The organism is Oryzihumus leptocrescens, assembly GCF_006716205.1.
GTDB classification, from domain to species: domain Bacteria; phylum Actinomycetota; class Actinomycetes; order Actinomycetales; family Dermatophilaceae; genus Oryzihumus; species Oryzihumus leptocrescens.
Window position 1 is genome coordinate 1,220,412 of sequence record NZ_VFOQ01000001.1, and the last position, 20,237, is coordinate 1,240,648.

The 20,237-nt window shown below is 72.9% G+C and carries 21 protein-coding genes; 13 read left to right on the forward strand and 8 right to left on the reverse strand.

Annotated features, from left to right (window positions below):
* Positions 1-42: 42 nt before the first annotated feature.
* From dnaJ to FB474_RS05840, 4 genes are all read left to right on the forward strand, one after another.
* Positions 43-1,167, forward strand: coding sequence for a molecular chaperone DnaJ (dnaJ, locus tag FB474_RS05825; protein ID WP_141787781.1), 1,125 nt, complete (start codon positions 43-45; stop codon positions 1,165-1,167).
* Positions 1,168-1,171: 4 nt separating this feature from the next.
* Entirely contained in the window at positions 1,172-1,915 is a 744-nt protein-coding gene (locus FB474_RS05830) for a 16S rRNA (uracil(1498)-N(3))-methyltransferase (protein WP_141787782.1), read from the forward strand.
* A gap of 97 nt (positions 1,916-2,012) precedes the next feature.
* Complete coding sequence (locus FB474_RS05835; protein WP_141787783.1) at positions 2,013-3,254, forward strand: MFS transporter; 1,242 nt, start codon at positions 2,013-2,015, stop codon at positions 3,252-3,254.
* Positions 3,251-4,330, forward strand: coding sequence for a LacI family DNA-binding transcriptional regulator (locus FB474_RS05840; RefSeq protein ID WP_141787784.1), 1,080 nt, complete (start codon positions 3,251-3,253; stop codon positions 4,328-4,330). Before FB474_RS05835 ends, FB474_RS05840 begins: the two co-directional genes overlap by 4 nt.
* Here FB474_RS05840 and FB474_RS05845 read toward each other — a convergent pair.
* The gene (locus FB474_RS05845) at positions 4,317-5,384 is read right to left on the reverse strand and encodes a Gmad2 immunoglobulin-like domain-containing protein (protein WP_141787785.1); all 1,068 of its coding nucleotides are present in this window, start codon (positions 5,382-5,384) and stop codon (positions 4,317-4,319) included. The two genes, FB474_RS05840 and FB474_RS05845, sit on opposite strands and share 14 nt — an antisense overlap.
* Positions 5,381-5,911 (reverse strand): SigE family RNA polymerase sigma factor, encoded by a 531-nt coding sequence (locus FB474_RS05850; protein ID WP_141789837.1) that lies wholly within the window; start codon positions 5,909-5,911, stop codon positions 5,381-5,383. The genes FB474_RS05845 and FB474_RS05850 overlap by 4 nt, the downstream gene beginning before the upstream one ends.
* A gap of 97 nt (positions 5,912-6,008) precedes the next feature.
* Between FB474_RS05850 and FB474_RS05855 the strand changes: the two genes are divergently transcribed.
* The 7 genes from FB474_RS05855 to katG all read left to right on the forward strand — a co-directional run bounded on the left by FB474_RS05855 (position 6,009) and on the right by katG (position 13,016).
* Positions 6,009-6,371, forward strand: a complete 363-nt coding sequence (locus FB474_RS05855) for a histidine triad nucleotide-binding protein (RefSeq protein WP_141787786.1) — start codon at positions 6,009-6,011, stop codon at positions 6,369-6,371.
* 24 nt (positions 6,372-6,395) lie between these two features.
* Positions 6,396-7,475, forward strand: a complete 1,080-nt coding sequence (locus FB474_RS05860; protein WP_141787787.1) for a PhoH family protein — start codon at positions 6,396-6,398, stop codon at positions 7,473-7,475.
* Positions 7,453-7,920 (forward strand): rRNA maturation RNase YbeY, encoded by a 468-nt coding sequence (ybeY, locus tag FB474_RS05865; RefSeq protein WP_141787788.1) that lies wholly within the window; start codon positions 7,453-7,455, stop codon positions 7,918-7,920. Before FB474_RS05860 ends, ybeY begins: the two co-directional genes overlap by 23 nt.
* An 11-nt stretch (positions 7,921-7,931) precedes the next feature.
* A complete protein-coding gene (locus tag FB474_RS05870) occupies positions 7,932-9,257 on the forward strand; it encodes a hemolysin family protein (RefSeq protein WP_141787789.1) in 1,326 nt (441 codons plus the stop codon).
* Positions 9,254-10,171, forward strand: coding sequence for a GTPase Era (gene era / locus FB474_RS05875; RefSeq protein ID WP_141787790.1), 918 nt, complete (start codon positions 9,254-9,256; stop codon positions 10,169-10,171). The genes FB474_RS05870 and era overlap by 4 nt, the downstream gene beginning before the upstream one ends.
* A gap of 107 nt (positions 10,172-10,278) precedes the next feature.
* A complete protein-coding gene (locus FB474_RS05880) occupies positions 10,279-10,785 on the forward strand; it encodes a Fur family transcriptional regulator (protein WP_141787791.1) in 507 nt (168 codons plus the stop codon).
* Positions 10,785-13,016 (forward strand): catalase/peroxidase HPI, encoded by a 2,232-nt coding sequence (gene katG, locus FB474_RS05885; RefSeq protein WP_141787792.1) that lies wholly within the window; start codon positions 10,785-10,787, stop codon positions 13,014-13,016. Before FB474_RS05880 ends, katG begins: the two co-directional genes overlap by 1 nt.
* A gap of 92 nt (positions 13,017-13,108) precedes the next feature.
* On the opposite strand, the gene FB474_RS05890 is transcribed toward katG, so the two are convergent.
* From FB474_RS05890 to FB474_RS05900, 3 genes are all read right to left on the reverse strand, one after another.
* Entirely contained in the window at positions 13,109-14,269 is a 1,161-nt protein-coding gene (locus FB474_RS05890) for a M4 family metallopeptidase (protein WP_141787793.1), read from the reverse strand.
* A 63-nt stretch (positions 14,270-14,332) separates the two neighbouring features.
* Positions 14,333-14,968 (reverse strand): class I SAM-dependent methyltransferase, encoded by a 636-nt coding sequence (locus FB474_RS05895; RefSeq protein WP_141787794.1) that lies wholly within the window; start codon positions 14,966-14,968, stop codon positions 14,333-14,335.
* 112 nt (positions 14,969-15,080) lie between these two features.
* Positions 15,081-15,380, reverse strand: a complete 300-nt coding sequence (locus FB474_RS05900; protein WP_141787795.1) for a YciI family protein — start codon at positions 15,378-15,380, stop codon at positions 15,081-15,083.
* A 224-nt stretch (positions 15,381-15,604) separates the two neighbouring features.
* Here FB474_RS05900 and leuA point away from each other — a divergent pair, with 224 nt between their 5' ends.
* Positions 15,605-17,335 carry a 2-isopropylmalate synthase gene (gene leuA / locus FB474_RS05905; protein WP_141787796.1) on the forward strand — a complete coding sequence of 577 codons (1,731 nt, stop codon included), beginning with the start codon at positions 15,605-15,607 and terminating at the stop codon, positions 17,333-17,335.
* 60 nt (positions 17,336-17,395) lie between these two features.
* Positions 17,396-17,917 carry a potassium channel family protein gene (locus FB474_RS05910; RefSeq protein WP_185746056.1) on the forward strand — a complete coding sequence of 174 codons (522 nt, stop codon included), beginning with the start codon at positions 17,396-17,398 and terminating at the stop codon, positions 17,915-17,917.
* Positions 17,918-17,971: 54 nt separating this feature from the next.
* Here the strand turns inward: FB474_RS05910 and FB474_RS05915 are convergent, their stop codons facing one another.
* The 3 genes from FB474_RS05915 to FB474_RS05925 form a co-directional block, all read right to left on the reverse strand.
* Positions 17,972-18,463 carry a hypothetical protein gene (locus FB474_RS05915; RefSeq protein WP_221632447.1) on the reverse strand — a complete coding sequence of 164 codons (492 nt, stop codon included), beginning with the start codon at positions 18,461-18,463 and terminating at the stop codon, positions 17,972-17,974.
* Positions 18,464-18,480: 17 nt separating this feature from the next.
* Positions 18,481-19,299, reverse strand: coding sequence for a GNAT family N-acetyltransferase (locus tag FB474_RS05920; protein WP_141787799.1), 819 nt, complete (start codon positions 19,297-19,299; stop codon positions 18,481-18,483).
* A 103-nt stretch (positions 19,300-19,402) separates the two neighbouring features.
* The gene (locus FB474_RS05925) at positions 19,403-20,035 is read right to left on the reverse strand and encodes an alpha-ketoglutarate-dependent dioxygenase AlkB (RefSeq protein WP_141787800.1); all 633 of its coding nucleotides are present in this window, start codon (positions 20,033-20,035) and stop codon (positions 19,403-19,405) included.
* Positions 20,036-20,237 lie beyond the last annotated feature (202 nt).

Here is a 20,237-nt window from a genome sequence, read left to right on the forward strand (position 1 = left end):
ACCCCTGACCGAGCCTGATACGCAATCCGGACAAGGACATTCGTGAACGACTACTACCAGGACCTCGGCGTCAGCCGCGACGCCTCGGCTGAGGACATCAAGCGCGCCTACCGGCGCCTGGCCCGCAAGCTGCACCCGGACGTCAACTCCGGCCCGGAGGCCGAGGACGAGTTCAAGCGCGTCTCGCAGGCCTACGACGTGCTCTCCGACCCCGAGAAGAAGCGCGCCTACGACATGGGCGCCGACCCCTACGGCGGCCAGGCCGGTGGCTTCGGCCAGGGCTTCTCCTTCAGCGACATCATGGACGCGTTCTTCGGCGGCGCCGCCGGGGGTGCGGCCCGCGGCCCGCGCTCGCGCAAGCGCCGCGGCCAGGACGCGCTGATCCGCCTCGAGATCGACCTGTCCCAGGCCGTCTTCGGCGCCGAGCGTGAGCTGACGATAGACACGGCCGTGGAGTGCGGCACCTGCCACGGCGACGGCTCCCAGCCCGGCACCGGCACCCGCACCTGTGACGTCTGCGGCGGCCGTGGCGAGGTCCAGCAGGTCCAGCGCTCCTTCCTCGGCCAGGTCATGACCAGCCGGCCCTGCACCGCCTGCCAGGGCTACGGCACGGTCATCTCCGACCCCTGCTTCGAGTGCTCCGGCGACGGCCGCGTCCGCACCCGTCGCACCCTGAAGATCCGCGTGCCCGCCGGCGTCGACACCGGCACCCGCATCCAGCTCACCGGCGAGGGCGAGGTCGGCCAGGGGGCCGGCCCGGCCGGCGACCTCTACGTCGAGATCCACGTGACGCCGCACGAGACCTTCCAGCGCCGCGGTGACGACCTGCACTGCTCGGTCGACCTGCCGATGACGGCGGCCGCGCTGGGCACCAGCTTCAAGCTGGACACCCTCGACGGCATGAAGGACCTGGAGATCCGCCCCGGCACCCAGGCCGGCGACGTGGTGACCATGCGCGGCATGGGCGTCACCCACCTGCGCGGCACCGGGCGGGGCGACCTCATCGTGCACGTCAACGTGCAGACGCCGACCAGGCTCGACGCCGAGCAGGAGGACCTGCTGCGCAAGCTCGCCGTCCTGCGAGGGGAGGAGCGTCCCGAGGGCCAGCTGGCCCCCGTCTCGCACGGTCTGCTGGGCAAGCTGCGCGACGCCTTCCTCGGCAAGTGAGCCGGTGACCGCCCCGCTCTTCCTCGTCGACCCGGAGCTGCTCGACGGCGCCGGTGTCGGTGCGACGGTGCGGCTCACCGGCCCCGAGGGGCGCCACGCCGCCACGGTGCGCCGGATCGGGGTGGGGGAGCAGGTGCTGCTCGCCGACGGCACCGGCACCCGCGCGACCGCCGTCGTGCAGGACGCCGGTCACGACGAGCTGACCCTGCGGCTGGAGGCGGTCGAGGCCGTCGCCGCCCCCGACCCGCGGTTCGTGCTCGTGCAGGCCCTGGCCAAGGGCGACCGTGACGAGCAGGCGATCGAGTCCGCCACCGAGCTCGGCGTCGACGAGGTCGTGCCGTGGCAGGCCGGGCGCAGCATCGTCGTCTGGCGGGCCGACCGGGCGGCCAAGGCCCACCGCAAGTGGGAGTCGGTCGTGCACGCCGCGACCAAGCAGTCCCGCCGCCCCCTGGCCCCGGTCGTCGCGCCGCTGGAGTCCACCCGTGCGCTCACCGCCCGACTGCGCGACGCCGCGCTGGCCCTGGTGCTGCACGAGGACGCCGGTGCGCCGCTCGCGGGCGTCGCGCTCCCGGCCGCCGGCGACGTCGTGCTCGTCGTGGGGCCCGAGGGCGGCATCAGCCCCGAGGAGCTCGCCGCGTTCGAGGAGGCCGGCGCCGTGGCCGTGCGCCTCGGCGACTCGGTCCTGCGCTCCTCCAGCGCCGGACCGGCCGCGCTCGCGGTGCTCAGCGCGGCCGGCCGCTGGCGCTGAGCGCCGTTCGCGCTGGCCCCCCGGCCCAGGGGCTCCCGACGTGGCCACCGCGCCTCAGCGCGCCACCCGGGTGAGGTATACCGGTATACTCGCACTCATGACGGGAGCAGGGGACCGGCGCACCTTCATCGCCCTCGCCCTGCAGGTGGTGGTGAACGCGTTCGTCTACTCGACCTACCTGGCGCGGCTGCCCGACCTGCGGGACCGGGCGGGGGTGGACATCGCGGTCCTCGGGCGGATCATGACGACCGGCAACCTCGCCGCCCTGCTCGCCTCCGTCGTGGCGACCAGGCTCGTGGCCCGGTACGGCAGCCGGACGGTCATCGTCTGGGCCGCGCCGATGTACGTCCTCGCGCTCCCGATGCTGGGGCTGGCCCGCAGCCCGCTGGCCCTCGTCGCGGCCGTGGTCATGATGATGAGCGTCAACGTCGTCGTCGACGTCGCCGTGACGATCCAGAAGGCGGTGTTCGGCTTCCGCCGCGGGGCACCGGTGATGGGCCGGCTGTCCGCGGTCTACAGCTTCGGCACGCTCGCGGGTGGGCTCGCGGCGGCCCTGATGGCCCGGGCACACGTCGACGTCACGGTCCACCTCGCGGTCCTGGCCGTCGCCCTCGGAGGAGGCCTGGTCATCGTGCGCCACGGGCTGCTGCGGGACGACGCCATCCCCGCCTCCGAACGGCACGCCGGGTCCCCGGGGACTGCTCGGGGACTGCTGGCGGCCGTCCTGCTCATCGGCGTGGTCAGCGCGGCCATCGTGCCGCTGGACATCGTGCCGGGGGAGTTCACGACGTTCCGCTTCCGCGACGACCTCGGACTGGGGGCCTCCGCCGCCGCGGCCGGGTACTTCGCGTTCACGGCCGGCATGACCCTGGGGCGGCTGCTCAGCGACCACCTGGCGGTCCGCCTCGGGCGCCGAAGGCTGTTCACCGGCGGTGTGCTCACCAGCGCGGCAGGGTTGGGCGCCGCAGCCCTGCTCCCGTGGGTCGCGTCCGCCTACGCCGGCTTCGCCGCCGCGGGGCTGGGCACGGGTGCGCTGGCGCCCCTGCTGGCGGAGGCGGCCAGCCGGGTCGGCCGAGAGAAGGAGGGGGTGCGGGCGATGTTCCTGGGCAACCGTCTGGCGGGCTTCCTGACCCCGGTGCTGGTCGGTTCACTGGCAGGCACGGCCCTCACGGTCGGGGACGCGATGGCCTGCGTGGCCCTGCCCTGCGCGGTCGCCCTGCTCGTGCTCGGCCGTCACGTGCTGCCCGGTCGGCGCCGGGGCGCCCCGGAGCGGTCACCCGAGGTGGGCCACCATGGCGTGCAGGGTGCAGCACTCCCGGGAGGACGTCGGCAGGCATGACCAGGGTGACGATGCAGCAGGTCGCCGACGCCGTCGGCGTGACCAAGATGACCGTGTCCAACGCGTACTCCCGGCCGGAGCGGCTCTCGCGGGGGATGCGGGAGCGCATCCTGGCCACGGCCGCCGAGCTCGGCTACGCCGGGCCTGACGCCACCGCCCGCGCCCTCGCGCGCGGCCGGAGCGGGGTCGTCGGGGTCCTGCTCACGGACTCGCCCCTGGAGGCGTTCGTGGACGAGGTTGCGGTGGAGTTCATGGCTGCCATCGCCCGGGGGCTGTCCGCCCGGGCCCTGTCGATGACGCTCCTGGCGGCCAGCAGGACGCCCGAGCTCGTCCCGGCGCGCGACCTGCCCATGGACGGCGTCGTGGTCTATGGCTGCTCGGCCGACTCCGAGGCCCTCAACGTCGTCCTGGAGCGTCGTCTGCCCACGGTCATCGTCGACCAGGCCCTGGTGGAGGGGACCGCCTCGGTCAACATCGACGACCGCGGCGGGGCGCGTGCGGCCGCGGCGCACCTGCACGCCCTCGGCCACCGCCGGGTGGCTGCCATCAGCCCCGCGCCGGTCGCGGGCTACCGCGGCCACACGACCGAGCGGCTGCAGGGGTGGCGTGAGGGGCTCGACGGTGGGCACCTCGACGCGGTCACTGCTCCGGGCACCCTGTCCGCGGTCGACGGGGCCGCCCTGGCCCGGGACCTGCTGTCCGGGCCGCGCCGGCCCACGGCTGTCCTGTGCTTCTCGGACACCATCGCCGCCGGGGTGCTCGAGGCCGCCGGGCAGCTGGGCCTGCGGGTGCCCGAGGACCTCTCGGTCGTCGGCTTCGACGACAGCCCGCTGGCTGCCCGGCTCCGGCTCACAACCGTCCGCCAGGACGTCACGGCCAAGGGCGAGTCGGTGGTCGACGCGCTGCTGCGGGCGATGGACGCCAGGGTCGCCGACCGACCCCTGCCGGTGGCACGGACGCAGCTCCCGACCGAGCTGGTGGTGAGGGCCAGCACCGGACCGGTGCCCCCGGACGGCCCACCGGCCCCTGCCCGCCGTTCGCGGCGGGCGGGGGGCCGATCGCCTACTTCACCGTGAAGGTGTGCGAGGTGTCGCCCACCGTGGTGGTGCCGTTCTGCATGTCGCGCTCGTAGGCGCGGAACGTCCACGTGCCCGAGGCGAGCGTGCCCAGGTCGACCTGCCAGGTGCCCCGGGTCGGGCAGCCGCTCGTCGCCTGCATCTGGCCGGAGCGGACGACCGTCGAGCCCTGCTTGAGCTGCCACTGCGAGGTGCCCTCGAAGGAGCAGGACTCCCCCGTGACGACCACGTCGTTGCCGGCGTGGATCACCGCGCCCCGCGGCGGCGTCGTGATCCACAGCGTGGCCAGGTCCTGGTAGGTCTGGTCGGCCGGGGGCCGGTTGTAGGTCTTCGAGGTGGGCCAGGTGCCGAACAGGGTCGTCGAGCCGTCACTGACCGTGAAGGTCACGGGCAAGGTGCCCTTGCCGACCGCGGCCTGGGCGGTCCAGACCAGTCCCTGCACCGCGAGGCGCGTCTGCTCCCGGGTGAACCCGGCGGCGCCGTTGTTGCTCAGCGTGATGCGGATGCCGGTGGGAGAGACCATGACGCCGGACACCGAGGTGCCGGCCCAGGCGGTCAGGTAGTCGGGGCTGGGCCGGCTGTGCATGGCCAGTGCCAGGGCCGCCCGGGCCCGGTCCTCGGCGGTGGCCTTGCCCGGGACCTGGGCGTTGATGAACTCGCGGTACAGGCCCCACCGGTCGCCGGTTCCGCCGTTGGAGCCGACGAAGTAGGCCGGCAGCGCCGTGGTGACGGTCGGCGCCACCTGGGTGGCCGAACGCGCCGGGCTGGGGCTGCCGCTGCCCGTCCCCGCCGGCGTGGTCGGGGTGCTCGTGGTGCTGGCCACCGTGGGGGTGCGGGAGTCGCCGCGCCGGGCGAGGGCGAAGCCGCCACCCGCGATGAGCGCGACGGCGGCCGCCGCCGCGACAGGGGCCAGCCAGCGCGGCCGGCGTGCCCCCTGGTCCTGCTGCTGCTCTGACATGGCGTGGATCCTGTCCCATCGGTCGGTCGGGGTGATGCGGTCGGCCTCGTCGTGCAGGGCACGGCGCAGCCGCCTCTCGAGCTCGTCGTCGCTCATGACTGGGGCTCCATCTGGGTCCGGAGGCTGCTCAGCCCCCGGTGGGCGTGGGACTTGACCGAGCCGGGGGAGATGCCGAGCGCGTCGGCGATCTGGGCCTCGGTCAGGTCGAGGTAGTAGCGCAGCACCAGCACCTCGCGCTGCCGTCGGGGCAACCCGCGCAGGGCGCTGAGGAGCTCCTCGCCCTGCTCGTGGGCCACGGCCCGCTCCTCGGCGCTGGCCTCGGTGGTGCGCCACGGCGAGGTCGGGGAGGACGCCTCGCGGGCGAGGTGCCGGTCCTCCACCACCCGGTGCCGCACGACCGAGCGTGAGGTGTTGACCACGGACCGGCGCAGGTAGGCCAGCGCCGCCTCGGGGTCACGCAGCTGCTGCCAGCGGGCGTGCATCGAGACGAACGCGTCCTGGACCGCCTCCTCGGCGACCTGCTGGTCACGCACGAGCAGCCAGGCGAGCCGGACCAGGGAGGCCCAGTGCGCGGCATACAGGTCGGTCAGGGCCGTCCCCGCTGCCCACCGCTGCGACCCCATGCCCGTCCGCTCTCCCCGTTCGGCCACGGTCAACGTTCTCACGCAACAAGGACGCGCAGCGGCTGAAAACGGTTGACGCGCCGATAGTCTCGGTCGCATGACTGATCAGGAGACCGCCGCGGACGACTGCCTGTTCTGCCGGATCATCCGCCGGGAGATCCCGGCGGACGTGGTGCTGGAGGACGAGCACACGCTCGCCTTCCGTGACATCTCGCCGCAGGCGCCGGTGCACGTCCTCGTCATCCCCAAGGTCCACCACCCCGACGCGGCGGCCCTCGCGGCCGCGGCGCCCGAGGCGCTGGTGGCGCTGGTGGAGGCCGTCGGCGCGGTCGCCGACCAGGAGGGGCTGTGGGAGGGCTACCGCACCGTCTTCAACACCGGTGCCCGCGCCCACCAGACCGTCTTCCACGCCCATGCCCACGTGCTCGGCGGCCGTGACATGGCGTGGCCGCCCGGCTGAGCGGGCACGTAGACTGAGGACACGATGACAGACGACCCACAGCAGACCGAGCAGGCGCAGGCGGGGGCGCCCTCCCACACGATCGTCATCCCGCGTGAAGTCTCGATGGTGTCCCTGCTCGGGCCCCGCGACGAGCTGCTGCGCACGATGGAGCGGGCCTTCCCGCACCTCGACGTGCACGTGCGGGGCAACGAGTTCCACCTGACCGGCAACCCGGCCGACGTGGCGCTGGTCGAGCGGCTGATCGACGAGCTCCTCGTCGTCATCGGCGCCGGGCACCCGCTCAACCGGGACGCGGTGGAGCGCTCCATCGGGATGCTCCGGGCGCAGACCACCGAGCGTCCCGCCGACGTGCTGACGATGAACATCGTCTCCAACCGTGGCCGCACGATCCGGCCCAAGACGTTGAACCAGAAGCGCTACGTCGACGCCATCGACGAGCACACCATCGTCTTCGGCATCGGCCCGGCCGGCACCGGCAAGACCTACCTGGCGATGGCCAAGGCGGTCGCCGCGCTGCAGGCCAAGCAGGTCAACCGGATCATCCTGACCCGCCCGGCGGTCGAGGCCGGCGAGCGCCTCGGCTTCCTGCCCGGCACCCTCAACGACAAGATCGACCCCTACCTGCGCCCGCTCTACGACGCGTTGCACGACATGATCGACCCCGAGTCGATCCCGCGGCTCATGGCGGCCGGCACGATCGAGGTGGCGCCGCTGGCCTACATGCGCGGGCGCACCCTCAACGACGCGTTCATCATCCTCGACGAGGCGCAGAACACCTCGCCGGAGCAGATGAAGATGTTCCTGACCCGTCTCGGCTTCGGCGCCAAGATGGTCGTCACCGGCGACGTCACCCAGGTCGACCTGCCCGGCGGCACCCAGTCGGGCCTGCGGATCGTGCAGGACATCCTCGAGGGCGTCGACGACGTGCACTTCGCCCAGCTCACCAGCCACGACGTCGTGCGCCACCGCCTCGTCAGCGCCATCGTGGACGCCTACGGGCGCTGGGACGACCAGACCACCGGACCTGCCGGCAACCGCGCCGCGCGCCGAGCCAACGCCAAGGCGGTGACTGCTCCCCGTGAGCATCGACGTTCTCAATGAGACCGACTACGCGCTCGACGAGATGGAGCTCGTCGCGTGCGCGCGCTACGTCATGGAGCAGATGCGGGTCCACCCGCAGGCCGACCTGTGCCTGAAGCTCGTCGACGAGGCGGCGATGGAGGTCCTGCACGTGCAGTGGATGGACCTGCCCGGCCCCACTGACGTGATGAGCTTCCCGATGGACGAGCTGCGTCCCGGCCGTGACGGCCAGGAGCCCGAGGAGGGCGTGCTCGGCGACATCGTGCTGTGCCCGTCGGTCGCCGCCCGGCAGGCCCGCGAGGCCGGGCACGCCACCGAGGAGGAGCTGCTGCTCCTCACCACCCACGGCATCCTGCACCTGCTCGGCTACGACCACGCCGAGCCGGAGGAGGAGCGCGAGATGTTCGAGCTCCAGCGCCAGCTGCTGCTGACGTTCCTGGCCACGCGCGGTCGCGCCGGCGCCTGACGCGGTCCGCCATGGTCCTCCAGCTCGTCCTGGCGGCGCTCGCGAGCATCCTCGTCGCGTTCCTGCTCGCCGCCGCCGAGTCCTCCATCTCCCGGCTCTCGCGCGTCCGTGCCGCGGAGCTTCAGGAGGAGGGACGGCGCGGCTCGGCCGCGCTCGCCCTCATCGTCGGCGACAGCGCGGCATACATCTCGGTGGCGACGTTCGTGCGCGTCGTCGCGGAGGCGGCCGTCGCGGTGATGATCACCCTCGCGGTGGTGGCCACGGTTCACTCCTTCTGGACCGCCCTGCTGGTCAGCATCGGGGTCATGGCGGTCGTGTCCTTCGTCGTCGTGGGGGTCTCGCCGCGCACGCTCGGGCGCCAGCACGCCGACCGGATCGCGCTGCTCGCCGCGCCCACGCTGGTGTGGCTGCGCCGGGTGCTCGGGCCGGTGGCCCGGCTGCTGGTGGCGCTGGGCAACGCCGTCACCCCCGGCCACGGCTTCCGGGACGGCCCGTTCGAGTCCGAGGCCGAGCTGCGCGACCTGGTCGACCTGGCGGGGGAGTCGGCGCTGATCGAGGCCGACGAGCGGGAGATGATCCACTCCGTCTTCGAGCTCGGGGACACCCTCGTGCGCGAGGTCATGGTGCCCCGCCCCGACATGGTCGCCATCGAGGCCGACAAGACGCTGCAGAAGGCCATGTCGCTGTTCCTGCGCAGCGGGTTCTCCCGGATCCCGGTGGTCGGCGCCGGCCCCGACGACGTGCTCGGGATGCTCTACTTCAAGGACGTCGTGCGCCGCGTCAACGCCTCGCCGGAGGCGGCCGCCCAGCCGGTGCAGCACGCCATGCGGCCCGCGCAGTTCGTGCCCGAGAGCAAGCCGGTCGACGACCTGCTGCGCGAGATGCAGCGCGACCAGAGCCATGTGGCGATCGTCGTGGACGAGTACGGCGGCACCGCAGGCCTGGTCACCATCGAGGACGTGATCGAGGAGATCGTGGGCGAGATCGCCGACGAGTACGACCGCGAGTCGCCCGGCGTGGAGACGCTGCCGGACGGCTCGGTGCGCGTGCCGGCGACGATGCACGTCGACGACCTCGCCGAGCTGTTCGACGTCAGCATCGAGGAGGACGAGGTCGACACCGTCGGCGGCCTGCTCGGCAAGACCATCGGGCGCGTCCCGATCGCCGGGTCCCACGCCGAGGTCGCCGGGCTGTCCCTGACCGCCGAGCGCATGGGGGGACGCCGCCACCGGGTCGCCACGGTGGTCGTGCGACCCTTGAGCGCGACCCAGCAGGACGACGACAGCCCTGCCGGTATGCCGGTCGCGGCGGCGGAGAGCCAGGAGGAAGCCTCGTGACACAGGAGTTCAGGGCAGGGTTCGCCTGCCTGGTGGGTCGGCCCAACGCCGGCAAGTCGACGCTGACCAACGCCCTGGTGGGGCAGAAGGTCGCGATCACCTCCAGCAAGCCGCAGACCACGCGGCACACCATCCGCGGGGTGCTCACCACGGACGCGGCGCAGCTGATCCTCGTGGACACCCCGGGGCTGCACAAGCCGCGCACGCTGCTGGGCGAGCGGCTGAACAACCTGGTCCGCGAGACCCTGCTCGAGGTCGACGTCATCGGCTTCTGCCTGCCGGCCGACCAGAAGATCGGCCCCGGCGACACCTTCATCGCCCGCGAGCTGGCCGAGCTCAAGGCGGCCAAGCGCAAGCGGCCGATCGTGGCGATCGCGACCAAGACCGACCTGGTCGACAAGCAGCGCCTGGCCGAGCACCTCATCGCCATCGACCAGCTGGGGGAGTGGGACGCGATCATCCCGTGCTCCGCGACCCGGGGCGACCAGGTCGCCGAGGTCGGCGAGCTGCTCTCCTCCTACCTGCCGGTCTCGCCGCAGCTCTACCCCGACGGCGTCCTGACCGACGAGCCCGAGGCGGTCATGATCGCCGAGCTGGTGCGCGAGGCCGCCCTGGAGGGCGTGCGCGACGAGCTGCCGCACAGCCTCGCCGTCGTCGTCGAGGAGATGCTGCCGCGGGAGGGGCGCCCGGACGACAACCCGCTGCTGGACGTCCGCGTGCACGTCTTCGTGGAGCGGCCCAGCCAGAAGGCGATCATCATCGGCAAGGGCGGCTCCCGCCTGCGCGAGGTCGGCACGAACGCGCGCCGCGGCATCGAGGCCCTGCTCGGCCAGCGGGTCCACCTCGACCTGCACGTCAAGGTCGCCAAGGACTGGCAGCGCGACCCCAAGCAGCTCCAGCGCCTGGGCTTCTGACCGGCCGCGACCCGGTGGGTGCCGCTGAGTCGCCGGCTCCTGCCCTGACGGGCAGCAGGTGGCCGCCCGTTCTTGATCGGTTCCAGACGGTGGGCCAGACTCGGAGGGTGCCGACGACGCCGGACTTCGAGAGCCTGCTGCGGCAGGCCACCCTGCGCGTGACCCGACCACGGGTGGCCGTGCTGAGCGCTGTGCACGCCCACCCGCACGCCGACACCGACTCGATCATCGGGGTGGTGCGCGAGGACCTGGGAGCCGTCTCCCACCAGGCCGTCTACGACGTGCTCCGCGCCCTGACGGCCGCCGGGCTGGTGCGGCGTCTCCAGCCCAAGGACTCCGTCGCGCGCTACGAGGCGCGGGTCGGGGACAACCACCACCACGCCGTGTGCCGCTCGTGCGGGGCCATCGCCGACGTCGACTGCCTGGTCGGCCACGCCCCCTGCCTGACGCCCGACGGCGCCCCCTTCGAGGTCGACGAGGCCGAGGTGATCTTCTGGGGTCGGTGCCCGGCATGTGTCGCGACGGCCCCCGTCCCGGCAGATGGCGCACCGAGCCACCAGACCGGTCCCGACCGGGGGCGCGTGACGGCCCCGGACCCGGGACAGCTCAGCTGATGAGCGACAGCCCACCGCACGAAAAGCCAGACAGGAGAACGAGCGACGTGACCGAGCACGGCAGCGACAGCGAGAACCCAGTCATCCCCGCACCGACCCCCGAGACGACGGGTCGGCCCCGGACGAACCGCGACTGGTGGCCCAACCAGCTGAACCTGCAGGTCCTCCACCAGCACTCACCGCGGTCCAACCCGATGGGTGAGGACTTCAGCTACGCAGAGGCGTTCCAGACCCTCGACGTCGAGGCGCTCAAGCGCGACCTCGTCGAGGTGATGACCACCTCGCAGGACTGGTGGCCGGCCGACTACGGCCACTACGGCCCCCTGTTCATCCGGATGAGCTGGCACTCCGCCGGCACCTACCGCATCGAGGACGGCCGCGGCGGCGGCGGTGCCGGCGCCCAGCGGTTCGCCCCGCTCAACAGCTGGCCCGACAACGCCAACCTGGACAAGGCGCGCCGCCTGCTGTGGCCGGTCAAGCAGAAGTACGGCCGCGCGATCTCCTGGGCCGACCTGCTGGTCCTCGCGGGCAACGTCGCCCTCGAGTCGATGGGCTTCAAGACCTTCGGCTTCGGCTTCGGCCGCGAGGACATCTGGGAGCCCGAGGAGGTCTTCTGGGGCACCGAGGACACCTGGCTGGGTGACGAGCGCTACAGCGGCGACCGCGAGCTGGCCAACCCGCTCGGCGCGGTCCAGATGGGCCTGATCTACGTCAACCCCGAGGGCCCGAACGGCAACCCCGACCCGCTGGCCGCGGCCCGGGACATCCGCGAGACGTTCCGCCGGATGGCGATGAACGACGAGGAGACCGTGGCCCTCATCGCCGGCGGCCACAGCTTCGGCAAGACCCACGGTGCGGCGAGCGCCGAGTACGTCGGTCCGGAGCCGGAGGCGGCGCCGCTGGAGGAGCAGGGCCTGGGCTGGAAGAACACCTACGGCACCGGCAGGGGTGGCGACACGATCACCTCCGGCCTCGAGGTCACCTGGACCAGCACGCCGACGACGTGGGGCCACGGCTTCTTCCAGAGGCTCTTCGGCCACGAGTGGGAGCTGACGGAGAGCCCCGCCGGCGCCAAGCAGTGGGTCGCGAAGGACGCCGAGGCCGACGTGCCCGACGCGCACGACCCGTCGAAGAGGCACAGGCCGACGATGCTCACCACCGACCTGGCGCTGCGCTTCGACCCCGAGTACGAAAGGGTCTCGCGTCGCTTCCTCGAGGACCCCGAGGCGTTCGCGCTCGCGTTCGCCAAGGCCTGGTACAAGCTGCTGCACCGTGACATGGGCCCGGTCCAGCGCTACCTCGGCCCGTGGGTGCCCGAGGCGCAGCTGTGGCAGGACCCCGTCCCCGCGGTCGACCACGAGCTGGTCACCGACAGCGACGTCGCCGCGCTGAAGGAGCAGGTCCTGGCCACGGGCCTGTCGGTCAGCCAGCTCGTCACCACGGCGTGGGCGTCGGCGGCGACCTTCCGCGGCACCGACATGCGCGGTGGCGCCAACGGTGCGCGGATCCGCCTGGAGCCGCAGCGCAGCTGGGAGTCCAACGCCGACGTGGCACCGGTGCTGGAGAAGCTCGGCCAGGTCCAGCAGGACTTCAACGCCGCTGGCTCCGGCCGGAAGGTCTCGCTGGCCGACCTGGTCGTGCTGGGCGGCGTCGCGGCGATCGAGAAGGCGGCGAGGGACGCCGGCGTCGACGTCACGGTCCCGTTCACGCCGGGTCGCACCGACGCCTCGCAGGAGCAGACCGACGTCGAGGCCTTCACCGTGCTCGAGCCGCGGGCCGACGGCTTCCGCAACTACCTGCGGGCCGGCGAGAAGCTCCCGCCGGAGGTGCTGCTGCTCGACAAGGCCAACCTGCTCACGCTGACCGCCCCGGAGATGACGGTGCTGGTCGGCGGCCTGCGGGCACTGGGGGCCACGGCCGCGGGCTCGTCCCATGGCGTCCTGACCGACCGCCCCGGCACGCTGAGCAACGACTTCTTCGTCAACCTGCTCGACATGCGCACGGAGTGGAAGGCGTCCGGCCAGGCGGAGAACGTCTACGAGGGCCGCGACCGCGCCACCGGTGAGACCACGTGGACCGCCACGGCCGTCGACCTGGTCTTCGGCTCGAACTCCCAGCTGCGTGGCATCTGCGAGGTCTACGCGGCCGACGACGCCACGGAGAAGTTCGCGCGTGACTTCGTCGCGGCGTGGGACAAGGTCATGAACCTCGACCGGTTCGACCTGTCCTGAGGCCGTGGTCCGGGTCGGCCGCTCGCCGGCCGGCCCGGACCCCGTGACCGGGGTGGCGCCGCGCGGTGCCACCCCGGGCAGGGCGTGCCCGCTCAGAGCACCTTGACCTGGGTCCAGGCGTCCTGGACCGCGGCGGCCTCACGGCTGTCGGCGCCGAAGCGCTTGCCGGCTGCCTCGACCGTGGCGGTGGCGAACCCATGGAAGTCCACGTCCTTGGGCAGCCCGGAGCCGGTGAGCACGTCGTACCAGACCTGGCCCGCGCCCTCCCAGGCGTGGCCGCCGACCGCGGTCGCGGCCAGGTAGAAGGCGTGGTTGGCGATGCCGGAGTTGGTGTGCACCCCGCCGTTGTCGTGCTGGTCGTCGTGGGGCAGGTCGACGTAGCCGTCCATCGTCGCCGGCTGCGGGTCCTGGCCCAGGTGCGGGTCGTTGTAGGCGGTGCCCGGCGCCTTCATCGAGCGCAGCGCGACGCCCTTCACCTGCGGGGTGAACAGCCCCTGGCCGATGAGCCAGTCGGCCTGCTCCGCGGTCTGCCCCAGCGACATCTGCTTGACCAGCGAGCCGAACACGTCGGACACCGACTCGTTGAGGGCGCCCGACTGCCCCACGTAGGTCAGGCCCGCGGTGAACTGCGTGACGCCGTGGGTCAGCTCGTGGCCGATGACGTCGATGCAGTCGGTGAACGAGCGGAACCAGGTGCCGTCGCCGTCGCCGAACACCATCTGCTCGCCGTCCCAGAACGCGTTGTCGAAGCCGGTGTCGTAGTGGACGCTGGCGACCAGAGGCAGCCCGGCGCCGTCGAGGGAGTCCCGCTGGTAGGCGGTCCAGTAGAGCTGCCACGTGGCGCCGAGGCCGTCATAGGCCTCGTTGGCCGAGGCGTCGGCGACCGGGGGCTCGCCCTCGTGCCGCACCGGCGTGCCCGGCAGCGTCGTGCCATGCTTGGCGTCGTCGACCTGGCGCTTCGGTCCGCCGCCCGCGGTGGCGGCCTCCGCCGGCTGCGTGCCGGGCGCCGGGGCGTGGCGCAGGTAGGGCGGGATGATGCCCTGCTCGGCGCCGGTCGCCGGCTGCGAGGAGGCCCGTCGGCCGCTGCCCACGCGTGCGGCGCGGGTCTCGCGCCGGCCCCGGACCTCGCGGTCGAGGCGCAGCGTGCGCTGGGCGGCCTCGGCGACGGCAGGGTCGTCGTGGCGGGTGAGCCGCTCCACGAGGTAGGGCGGCAGGATCGAGCAGACCGGATGCGGTGCGTGTGAGTTCCCCATGCGCCCACGGTGCACCCGGGGACCGACAGCTGCACCCCGAAGAGCCGGAACCGCCGCAGAAGGTCAGGCCCGCACGATCGCCGCCAGCCAGGCGTGTGCGTGTCCGGGGTCGATGGTGACCTCGAGGCTCGTCGGCTCGATGGTCTCCACCCGCCAGCCGTCGGCGAAGGCGCGACGGATCTCCTCCTGCCGGATGCGGCGGGGACCCCAGTCCCCGGGCTCGGCGTCGCTGAAGCAGAGCAGGTGGTACCTGGCGCCGACCGGCATCGACGCCCGCAGGCCCTCGACGAGCGTGGCCCGGTCGGCGTCGTCGAAGACGTGGAAGAGCCCGCAGTCGAGGACGGTGTCGAAGGACTCGCCGAGTGCGCCGAGGTCGAGCGCGTCCTGGACCAGGAACCGGGCGTGCAGGGCCCGCTCCTCGGCCTTGCGCCGGGCGATCGCGATCGCGGTGGCGGACGTGTCGACCCCGGTGGCCACGAGACCGAGCGCGGCCGCAAGGAGGGCGTGCTCACCGGTGCCACAGCCGACGTCGAGCACCCGGCCCACCAGACGTCCGTCATCGGCCAGTGCGCGAAACGCCGGCTGGGGCCGGCCGATGTCCCAGGGTGGGGTCCCGGTCGCATACGCGACGTCGAAGTCACCCGGATCCCGGGTCCGGCGCCTCCCCGACAGCCCGTCGGGACGCTCTGCCTCGGTCATCGCCCCTCCACCCGGACGCGCCCGCGCCCACTGCCCCCAGTGTGCGCGCGCTCGGGCTGTGTCGCACAGCGCTCCGATCAGCCGGGACGGCCAGGAACTGACCGGGACCCGGTCAGACAGCCAACGTCTCGCGGTAGCCCTCGAGCCCGGCGGCGGTCTTGGTCGGCACGAACTCCACCACGCGGTACTCCGCGACGCCTTGGACCGCGAACGGGTCGGAAGCAACCCGCGCCTCGACCGCGTGACGGTCCCGGCCCACCGCGATGATGACGCCGCCGTCGCGGGGGTTCTTGCGCCCGGAGGCGACGAACACCCCTTCGGCGTAGCCGGCGTCCAGCCACGCGACGTGCTCCTCCAGGAGCGCGTCGATCCGGTCCAGCGGGGCGGTGTAGGTCAGCTCGAGGATGAACACACGCGGCAGCCTAGGGGAGTGCGCGGTCCCACGATGCGGGACCGGGGTCCACCCGGTGGACTCCGGTGAGTGGCGCGGCATACCCTCGGTTTGTGCGTACCGCGCCGGGAGCGCTGCTCCTCCTTCGCCGCCGCGGCGGGGCCCTGTAAGACGGCCGCCCCTCGTCGCGGAGTCCGTGTTGCCCAGGCCTCACCTTGAACCCGCGAACACGTAGAGGCGAGAACATGATCCACCCCCAGCAGCCCAGCGGTATGCCGGTCGGCAAGTACCAGCCCTTCCATGACCAGATCGTCGTGGACCTGCCCGACCGCACGTGGCCGACGAAGCGCATGGACACCGCGCCGCGCTGGTGCGCCGTGGACCTGCGTGACGGCAACCAGGCCCTGATCGACCCGATGAGTCCCGAGCGCAAGAAGCGCATGTTCGACCTCCTGGTCCGCATGGGCTACAAGGAGATCGAGGTCGGCTTCCCCTCGGCGAGCCAGACCGACTTCGACTTCGTGCGCATGCTCATCGAGGGCGGGCACATCCCCGACGACGTGACGATCCAGGTGCTGACGCAGGCGCGGGACCACCTCATCGAGCGCACCTACGACGCGATCCGCGGCGCGAAGCAGGCGATCGTCCACCTCTACAACTCCACCTCGGTGCTCCAGCGGCGCGTGGTCTTCGGCCTCGACCAGGACGGCATCGTCGACATCGCGCTGCAGGGCGCCCGGCTGTGCCGCAAGCTCGAGGAGACCATCCCCGAGACGGACGTCTACTACGAGTACTCCCCGGAGTCCTACACCGGCACCGAGCTGGAGTTCGCCGCGCGGATCTGCAACGCGGTCATCGACGTGTTCGACCCGACGCCGGACCACAAGATGATCGTCAACCTGCCGGCGACCGTGGAGATGGCCACGCCCAACGTCTACGCCGACTCGATCGAGTGGATGTCGCGCCACCTCAACCGGCGCGAGTCGGTCGTGCTCTCGCTGCACCCGCACAACGACCGGGGCACCGGCGTCGCGGCGGCCGAGCTGGGCTACCTGGCCGGCGCCGACCGGATCGAGGGCTGCCTGTTCGGCAACGGCGAGCGCACCGGCAACGTCTGCCTGGTGACGCTGGGCATGAACCTGTTCAGCCAGGGCATCGACCCCGAGATCGACTTCTCCGACATCGACGAGATCCGCCGCACCGTGGAGCACTGCAACCAGCTGCCGGTGCACGAGCGCCACCCCTACGGCGGTGACCTGGTCTTCACCGCGTTCTCCGGCTCGCACCAGGACGCGATCAAGAAGGGCTTCGAGGCGATGGCCGCCGACGCCACCGCCGAGGGCAAGGGCGTGGACGACCTCACCTGGGCGGTGCCCTACCTGCCGATCGACCCGCACGACATCGGGCGGTCCTACGAGGCGGTCGTGCGCGTCAACAGCCAGTCCGGCAAGGGCGGCGTGGCCTACCTGCTCAAGTCCGAGCACCACCTCGACCTGCCGCGCCGGCTGCAGATCGAGTTCAGCGGCGTGGTCCAGGCGCGCACCGACTCCGAGGGTGGCGAGGTGTCCGCGGCGCAGCTGTGGGAGACCTTCCAGGACGAGTACCTCCCCGCGACCGGGGCCGGCTGGGGCCGGTTCGCGCTGGTCTCGATGCGCTCGGACAGCACGGTCGACGGCGCCGACCGGATCTCGGTGACGCTCACCGACCACGGCCAGGAACGCACCGTCGAGGGGGTCGGCAACGGCCCGATCGCCGCGTTCGTCGAGGCGCTGTCCGGCCTCGACGTGGACGTGCGGGTCCTCGACTACCACGAGCACGCGCTGTCCTCGGGTGGTGACGCCCGGGCCGCGGCCTACGTCGAGTGCGCGGTCGGCGAGCGGGTCCTGTGGGGTGTCGGGCTCGACGCCAACATCGTCATCGCCTCGCTCAAGGCCGTCGTCTCCGCGGTCAACCGCTCCGAGCGCGACGTCGCCTGAGCCCATGGCTGGGGGAGCATGAACGGCAACCGCAGGAGGAACGGGAGCGGCACGGGTGCCGTGCCGCTTCCCCCTCCCACCGGCCCGCTGCCCGTGGCGGCGCCCCTGGCACCTCCGGGCTGGGGTGTCATCGCGCGCATCGCGGCGGTGGTCACCGCAGCGGCCGTCGTCCTCGTGCTGGGCGGGGGAAGCCTTGCCTGGGCGTTCGAGCGGGACGAGCCGGGCTCCAACCTGCACTCCCTGGGTGACTGCCTGTGGTGGGCGCTGACGACGCTGACCACGGTCGGCTACGGCGACCACTACCCGGTCAGTCCCGCGGGCCGCGTCGTCGCGGCAGTCGTCATGGTCGGCGGCGTCGCCATCCTCGGCGGCGTGGCCGCCTCGATCGCGCTCGCGGTGACGCAGCGACTCCTGGTGCGGGCCGCGGCGATGGAGGAAGAGGTCGCCGACGTCGAGGAGGAGCTGGCCGAGTCGATGCGCGAGACCGAGTCGCTCGAGCAGCTGTTGCGCACCCTCATCAGCCAGGTGGCCGCCCTCGAGGAGGAGGTCCGCGCCCTCAGGGGGCAGGGCCCGCGGCCCTGAGCCGCGTGCCCCGGTGAGCCTGCAGGCGCCCCCCGCACGGCACTCGTGCCGGGGTCACTGCGGCCCGGGACGGGCTTCCCGCTCGGCCAGGGCCTTGAGGTTGAGCAGCTGGCGGCGTGCCATGACCAGGTCGCCGGCGGACAGCACCGGTGTGACCAGCCGGCTGGTGGTCGCGACGACCTTGAGCAGCAGCCGCGTCGTGCCGTCTCCGACGGGCACGAGGACATAGGACATGAACGCGCCCAGGATCGTCGCGGTCAGCTGGTCCCCCGGGTCGACCGAGACGACCCGCCCCAGCTGGCGGCCCCCGGCAGTGGTGAAGGCGTCGCCCACCCGCGGCTCGGGGAGAGCCATCAGGCGGCGCGGGGAGCGACGACCGCGGTTGTCGATCCAGTCGTAGGAGTACGGCGCGAGCCGCACCTGCCTGAGCCACGGCCACACGGCCGCCGGGGGCGCGTGCACACTCACTCCCCGCCACGCCTGCAGGGTCGGTGCGCGCACGACGTCGTCGCACGGGTAGTGCCGCGTGGTCTCGGCGTCGGTCACGCCCCACCGGTCACCGATCACGGCTCGGCCCGGCCCGTGCTGCCGATGCAGGTGAACCCCAGCCTGGCGTAGACCCGCGCCACGGCCTGGTCCTGCGCCGAGAGGAACAGTGTGCGCACCCCGTCCGCCGCGGCCTCCTGTGCCAGCCTTGTGGTGATCGCTGCCGCGACTCCCTGCCGGCGCACGGCCGGCAGCACGCCCACCCCGACGATCTCGCCCACCTGGCCCAGCGGCGTGAGGTTGCCGCCGCCGACCGCGCCCTCGTCGGTGAACGCCCCCACCATCGTGGTGCGCCCGCGCTGGATGCGCTCGCGGTAGCGGGCGTTGCGGTCGAGGTCGTCGTCCGTGGACGACGCCAGGGCGGTGTCACGCTCCGCCGGGCCGATGGCGCCCGTCGCGGTCCCGGGGCAGCGGAAGGCCAGGCGCACGCAGGCCCGGACGCCCGGGAGGTCGGGGTCGTCGGCGGTGATGACCCGTAGCCGGACGCCGTCGGGGAGGTCGGGGACCACGACGGCAGCCGGGTGCGTCAGGGCCAGCAGGGGGTGGGTCGTGACCACCAGCCCGGCCGCCCTTGCCGCGGCCGCCATGGACGGGCAGGTCTGGTCGACCCACTCGAACGACTCGGGCACCCCGAGCTCGCGCTGGACGCGCCGCATCGTCGCGATGTCACCGGGGGTCACCTCGGCGCCGTCCGGTGTCGGCCGGGCGTGGAAGGGGCCGCCCCGGTCGGCCAGGAACAGTGTCAGCGGGCCGAACGGGCGTGCCTCGGCATCGCGCCGCAACACGGCGTCGCAGTGGTCGTCGATGTCGCGCAGCAGGTCCCCGGTCGTGCTCACGTTTCGCGATCCTGCCATCGCGCCCGGGTGCGCGAGGCGGGATCGGCGCGACACGGCATACCGCCTCGGTCACGCCCCGGTGTGCCGGGTGCTCGCCTCGCGGTCAGCGCACGCCGCGCGGGCGGAACTGGATGCTGATGCGCGGCCCGACCGGTCTGGCTGTCTTGGGGATCGCGTGCTCCCAGGTGCGCTGGCACGAGCCGCCCATGACGACGAGGTCGCCGTGGCCGAGCACGTGGCGCACGGTCTGCCCGCCGCCACCGCGCGGGCGCAGCAGCAGGGCCCGCGGGGTGCCGACCGAGATGATGGCGACCATGGTGTCCTCGGTGCGGCTGCGCCCGATCGTGTCGCCGTGCCAGGCGACGCTGTCGCGGCCGTCGCGGTAGAGGCACAGCCCTGCCGTGCGGAACGGCTCGCCGAGCTCGGCGGCGTAGTGCCGGCTGAGCGCCTCGCGGGCCGCCTCGAGCACCGGGTGCGGCAGGCGCACGCCCTCGTCGTAGAAGGCGAGCAGCCGGGGGACGTCGACCTCGCGGTCGTACATCTGCCGCCGCTCGCCATGCCACGGCACGTCCTGGGAGAGCCGGGCGAACACCTCGTCGGAGCCGGTCAGCCAGCCCGGGCGCACGTCGACCCAGGCCCCGCGGCTGAGCGGCGTGCGGCGCACGGCGGCGCCGAGTGGTCGCAGGCCGACCTCGTCGACCGCGTCGAGCAGGGATCCCTGGAGAGCCACCGTCATACCCTCACTGTACGCCTGTTCGACGGACAGGTGTTCGATCCGGCCGGCAAATTCCGGGCACCGGCCACGGTGCGGCGGCTACCGTGGGGACATGTCGGTCATCCAGCGCACCTCCGCGGCCACGCGAGCTACCCGCTCGCTGGTCGCCGCTGCCTGACCCTCCATCCACCCCCGGCGACCGGAGACGGCTCGCCGGACGCCT

What these genes read in the sequence shown, in the direction of transcription:
- FB474_RS05835 (WP_141787783.1), top strand. Translation starts at nt 2,013, where the DNA reads ATGACGGGAGCAGGGGACCGGCGCACCTTCATCGCCCTCGCCCTGCAG.
- FB474_RS05840 (WP_141787784.1), top strand. Translation starts at nt 3,251, where the DNA reads ATGACCAGGGTGACGATGCAGCAGGTCGCCGACGCCGTCGGCGTGACC.
- FB474_RS05845 (WP_141787785.1), bottom strand. Translation starts at nt 5,384, where the DNA reads ATGAGCGACGACGAGCTCGAGAGGCGGCTGCGCCGTGCCCTGCACGAC.
- FB474_RS05850 (WP_141789837.1), bottom strand. Translation starts at nt 5,911, where the DNA reads ATGGGGTCGCAGCGGTGGGCAGCGGGGACGGCCCTGACCGACCTGTAT.
- FB474_RS05855 (WP_141787786.1), top strand. Translation starts at nt 6,009, where the DNA reads ATGACTGATCAGGAGACCGCCGCGGACGACTGCCTGTTCTGCCGGATC.
- FB474_RS05860 (WP_141787787.1), top strand. Translation starts at nt 6,396, where the DNA reads ATGACAGACGACCCACAGCAGACCGAGCAGGCGCAGGCGGGGGCGCCC.
- FB474_RS05870 (WP_141787789.1), top strand. Translation starts at nt 7,932, where the DNA reads ATGGTCCTCCAGCTCGTCCTGGCGGCGCTCGCGAGCATCCTCGTCGCG.
- katG (WP_141787792.1), top strand. Translation starts at nt 10,785, where the DNA reads ATGAGCGACAGCCCACCGCACGAAAAGCCAGACAGGAGAACGAGCGAC.
- FB474_RS05890 (WP_141787793.1), bottom strand. Translation starts at nt 14,269, where the DNA reads ATGGGGAACTCACACGCACCGCATCCGGTCTGCTCGATCCTGCCGCCC.
- FB474_RS05895 (WP_141787794.1), bottom strand. Translation starts at nt 14,968, where the DNA reads ATGACCGAGGCAGAGCGTCCCGACGGGCTGTCGGGGAGGCGCCGGACC.
- leuA (WP_141787796.1), top strand. Translation starts at nt 15,605, where the DNA reads ATGATCCACCCCCAGCAGCCCAGCGGTATGCCGGTCGGCAAGTACCAG.
- FB474_RS05925 (WP_141787800.1), bottom strand. Translation starts at nt 20,035, where the DNA reads ATGACGGTGGCTCTCCAGGGATCCCTGCTCGACGCGGTCGACGAGGTC.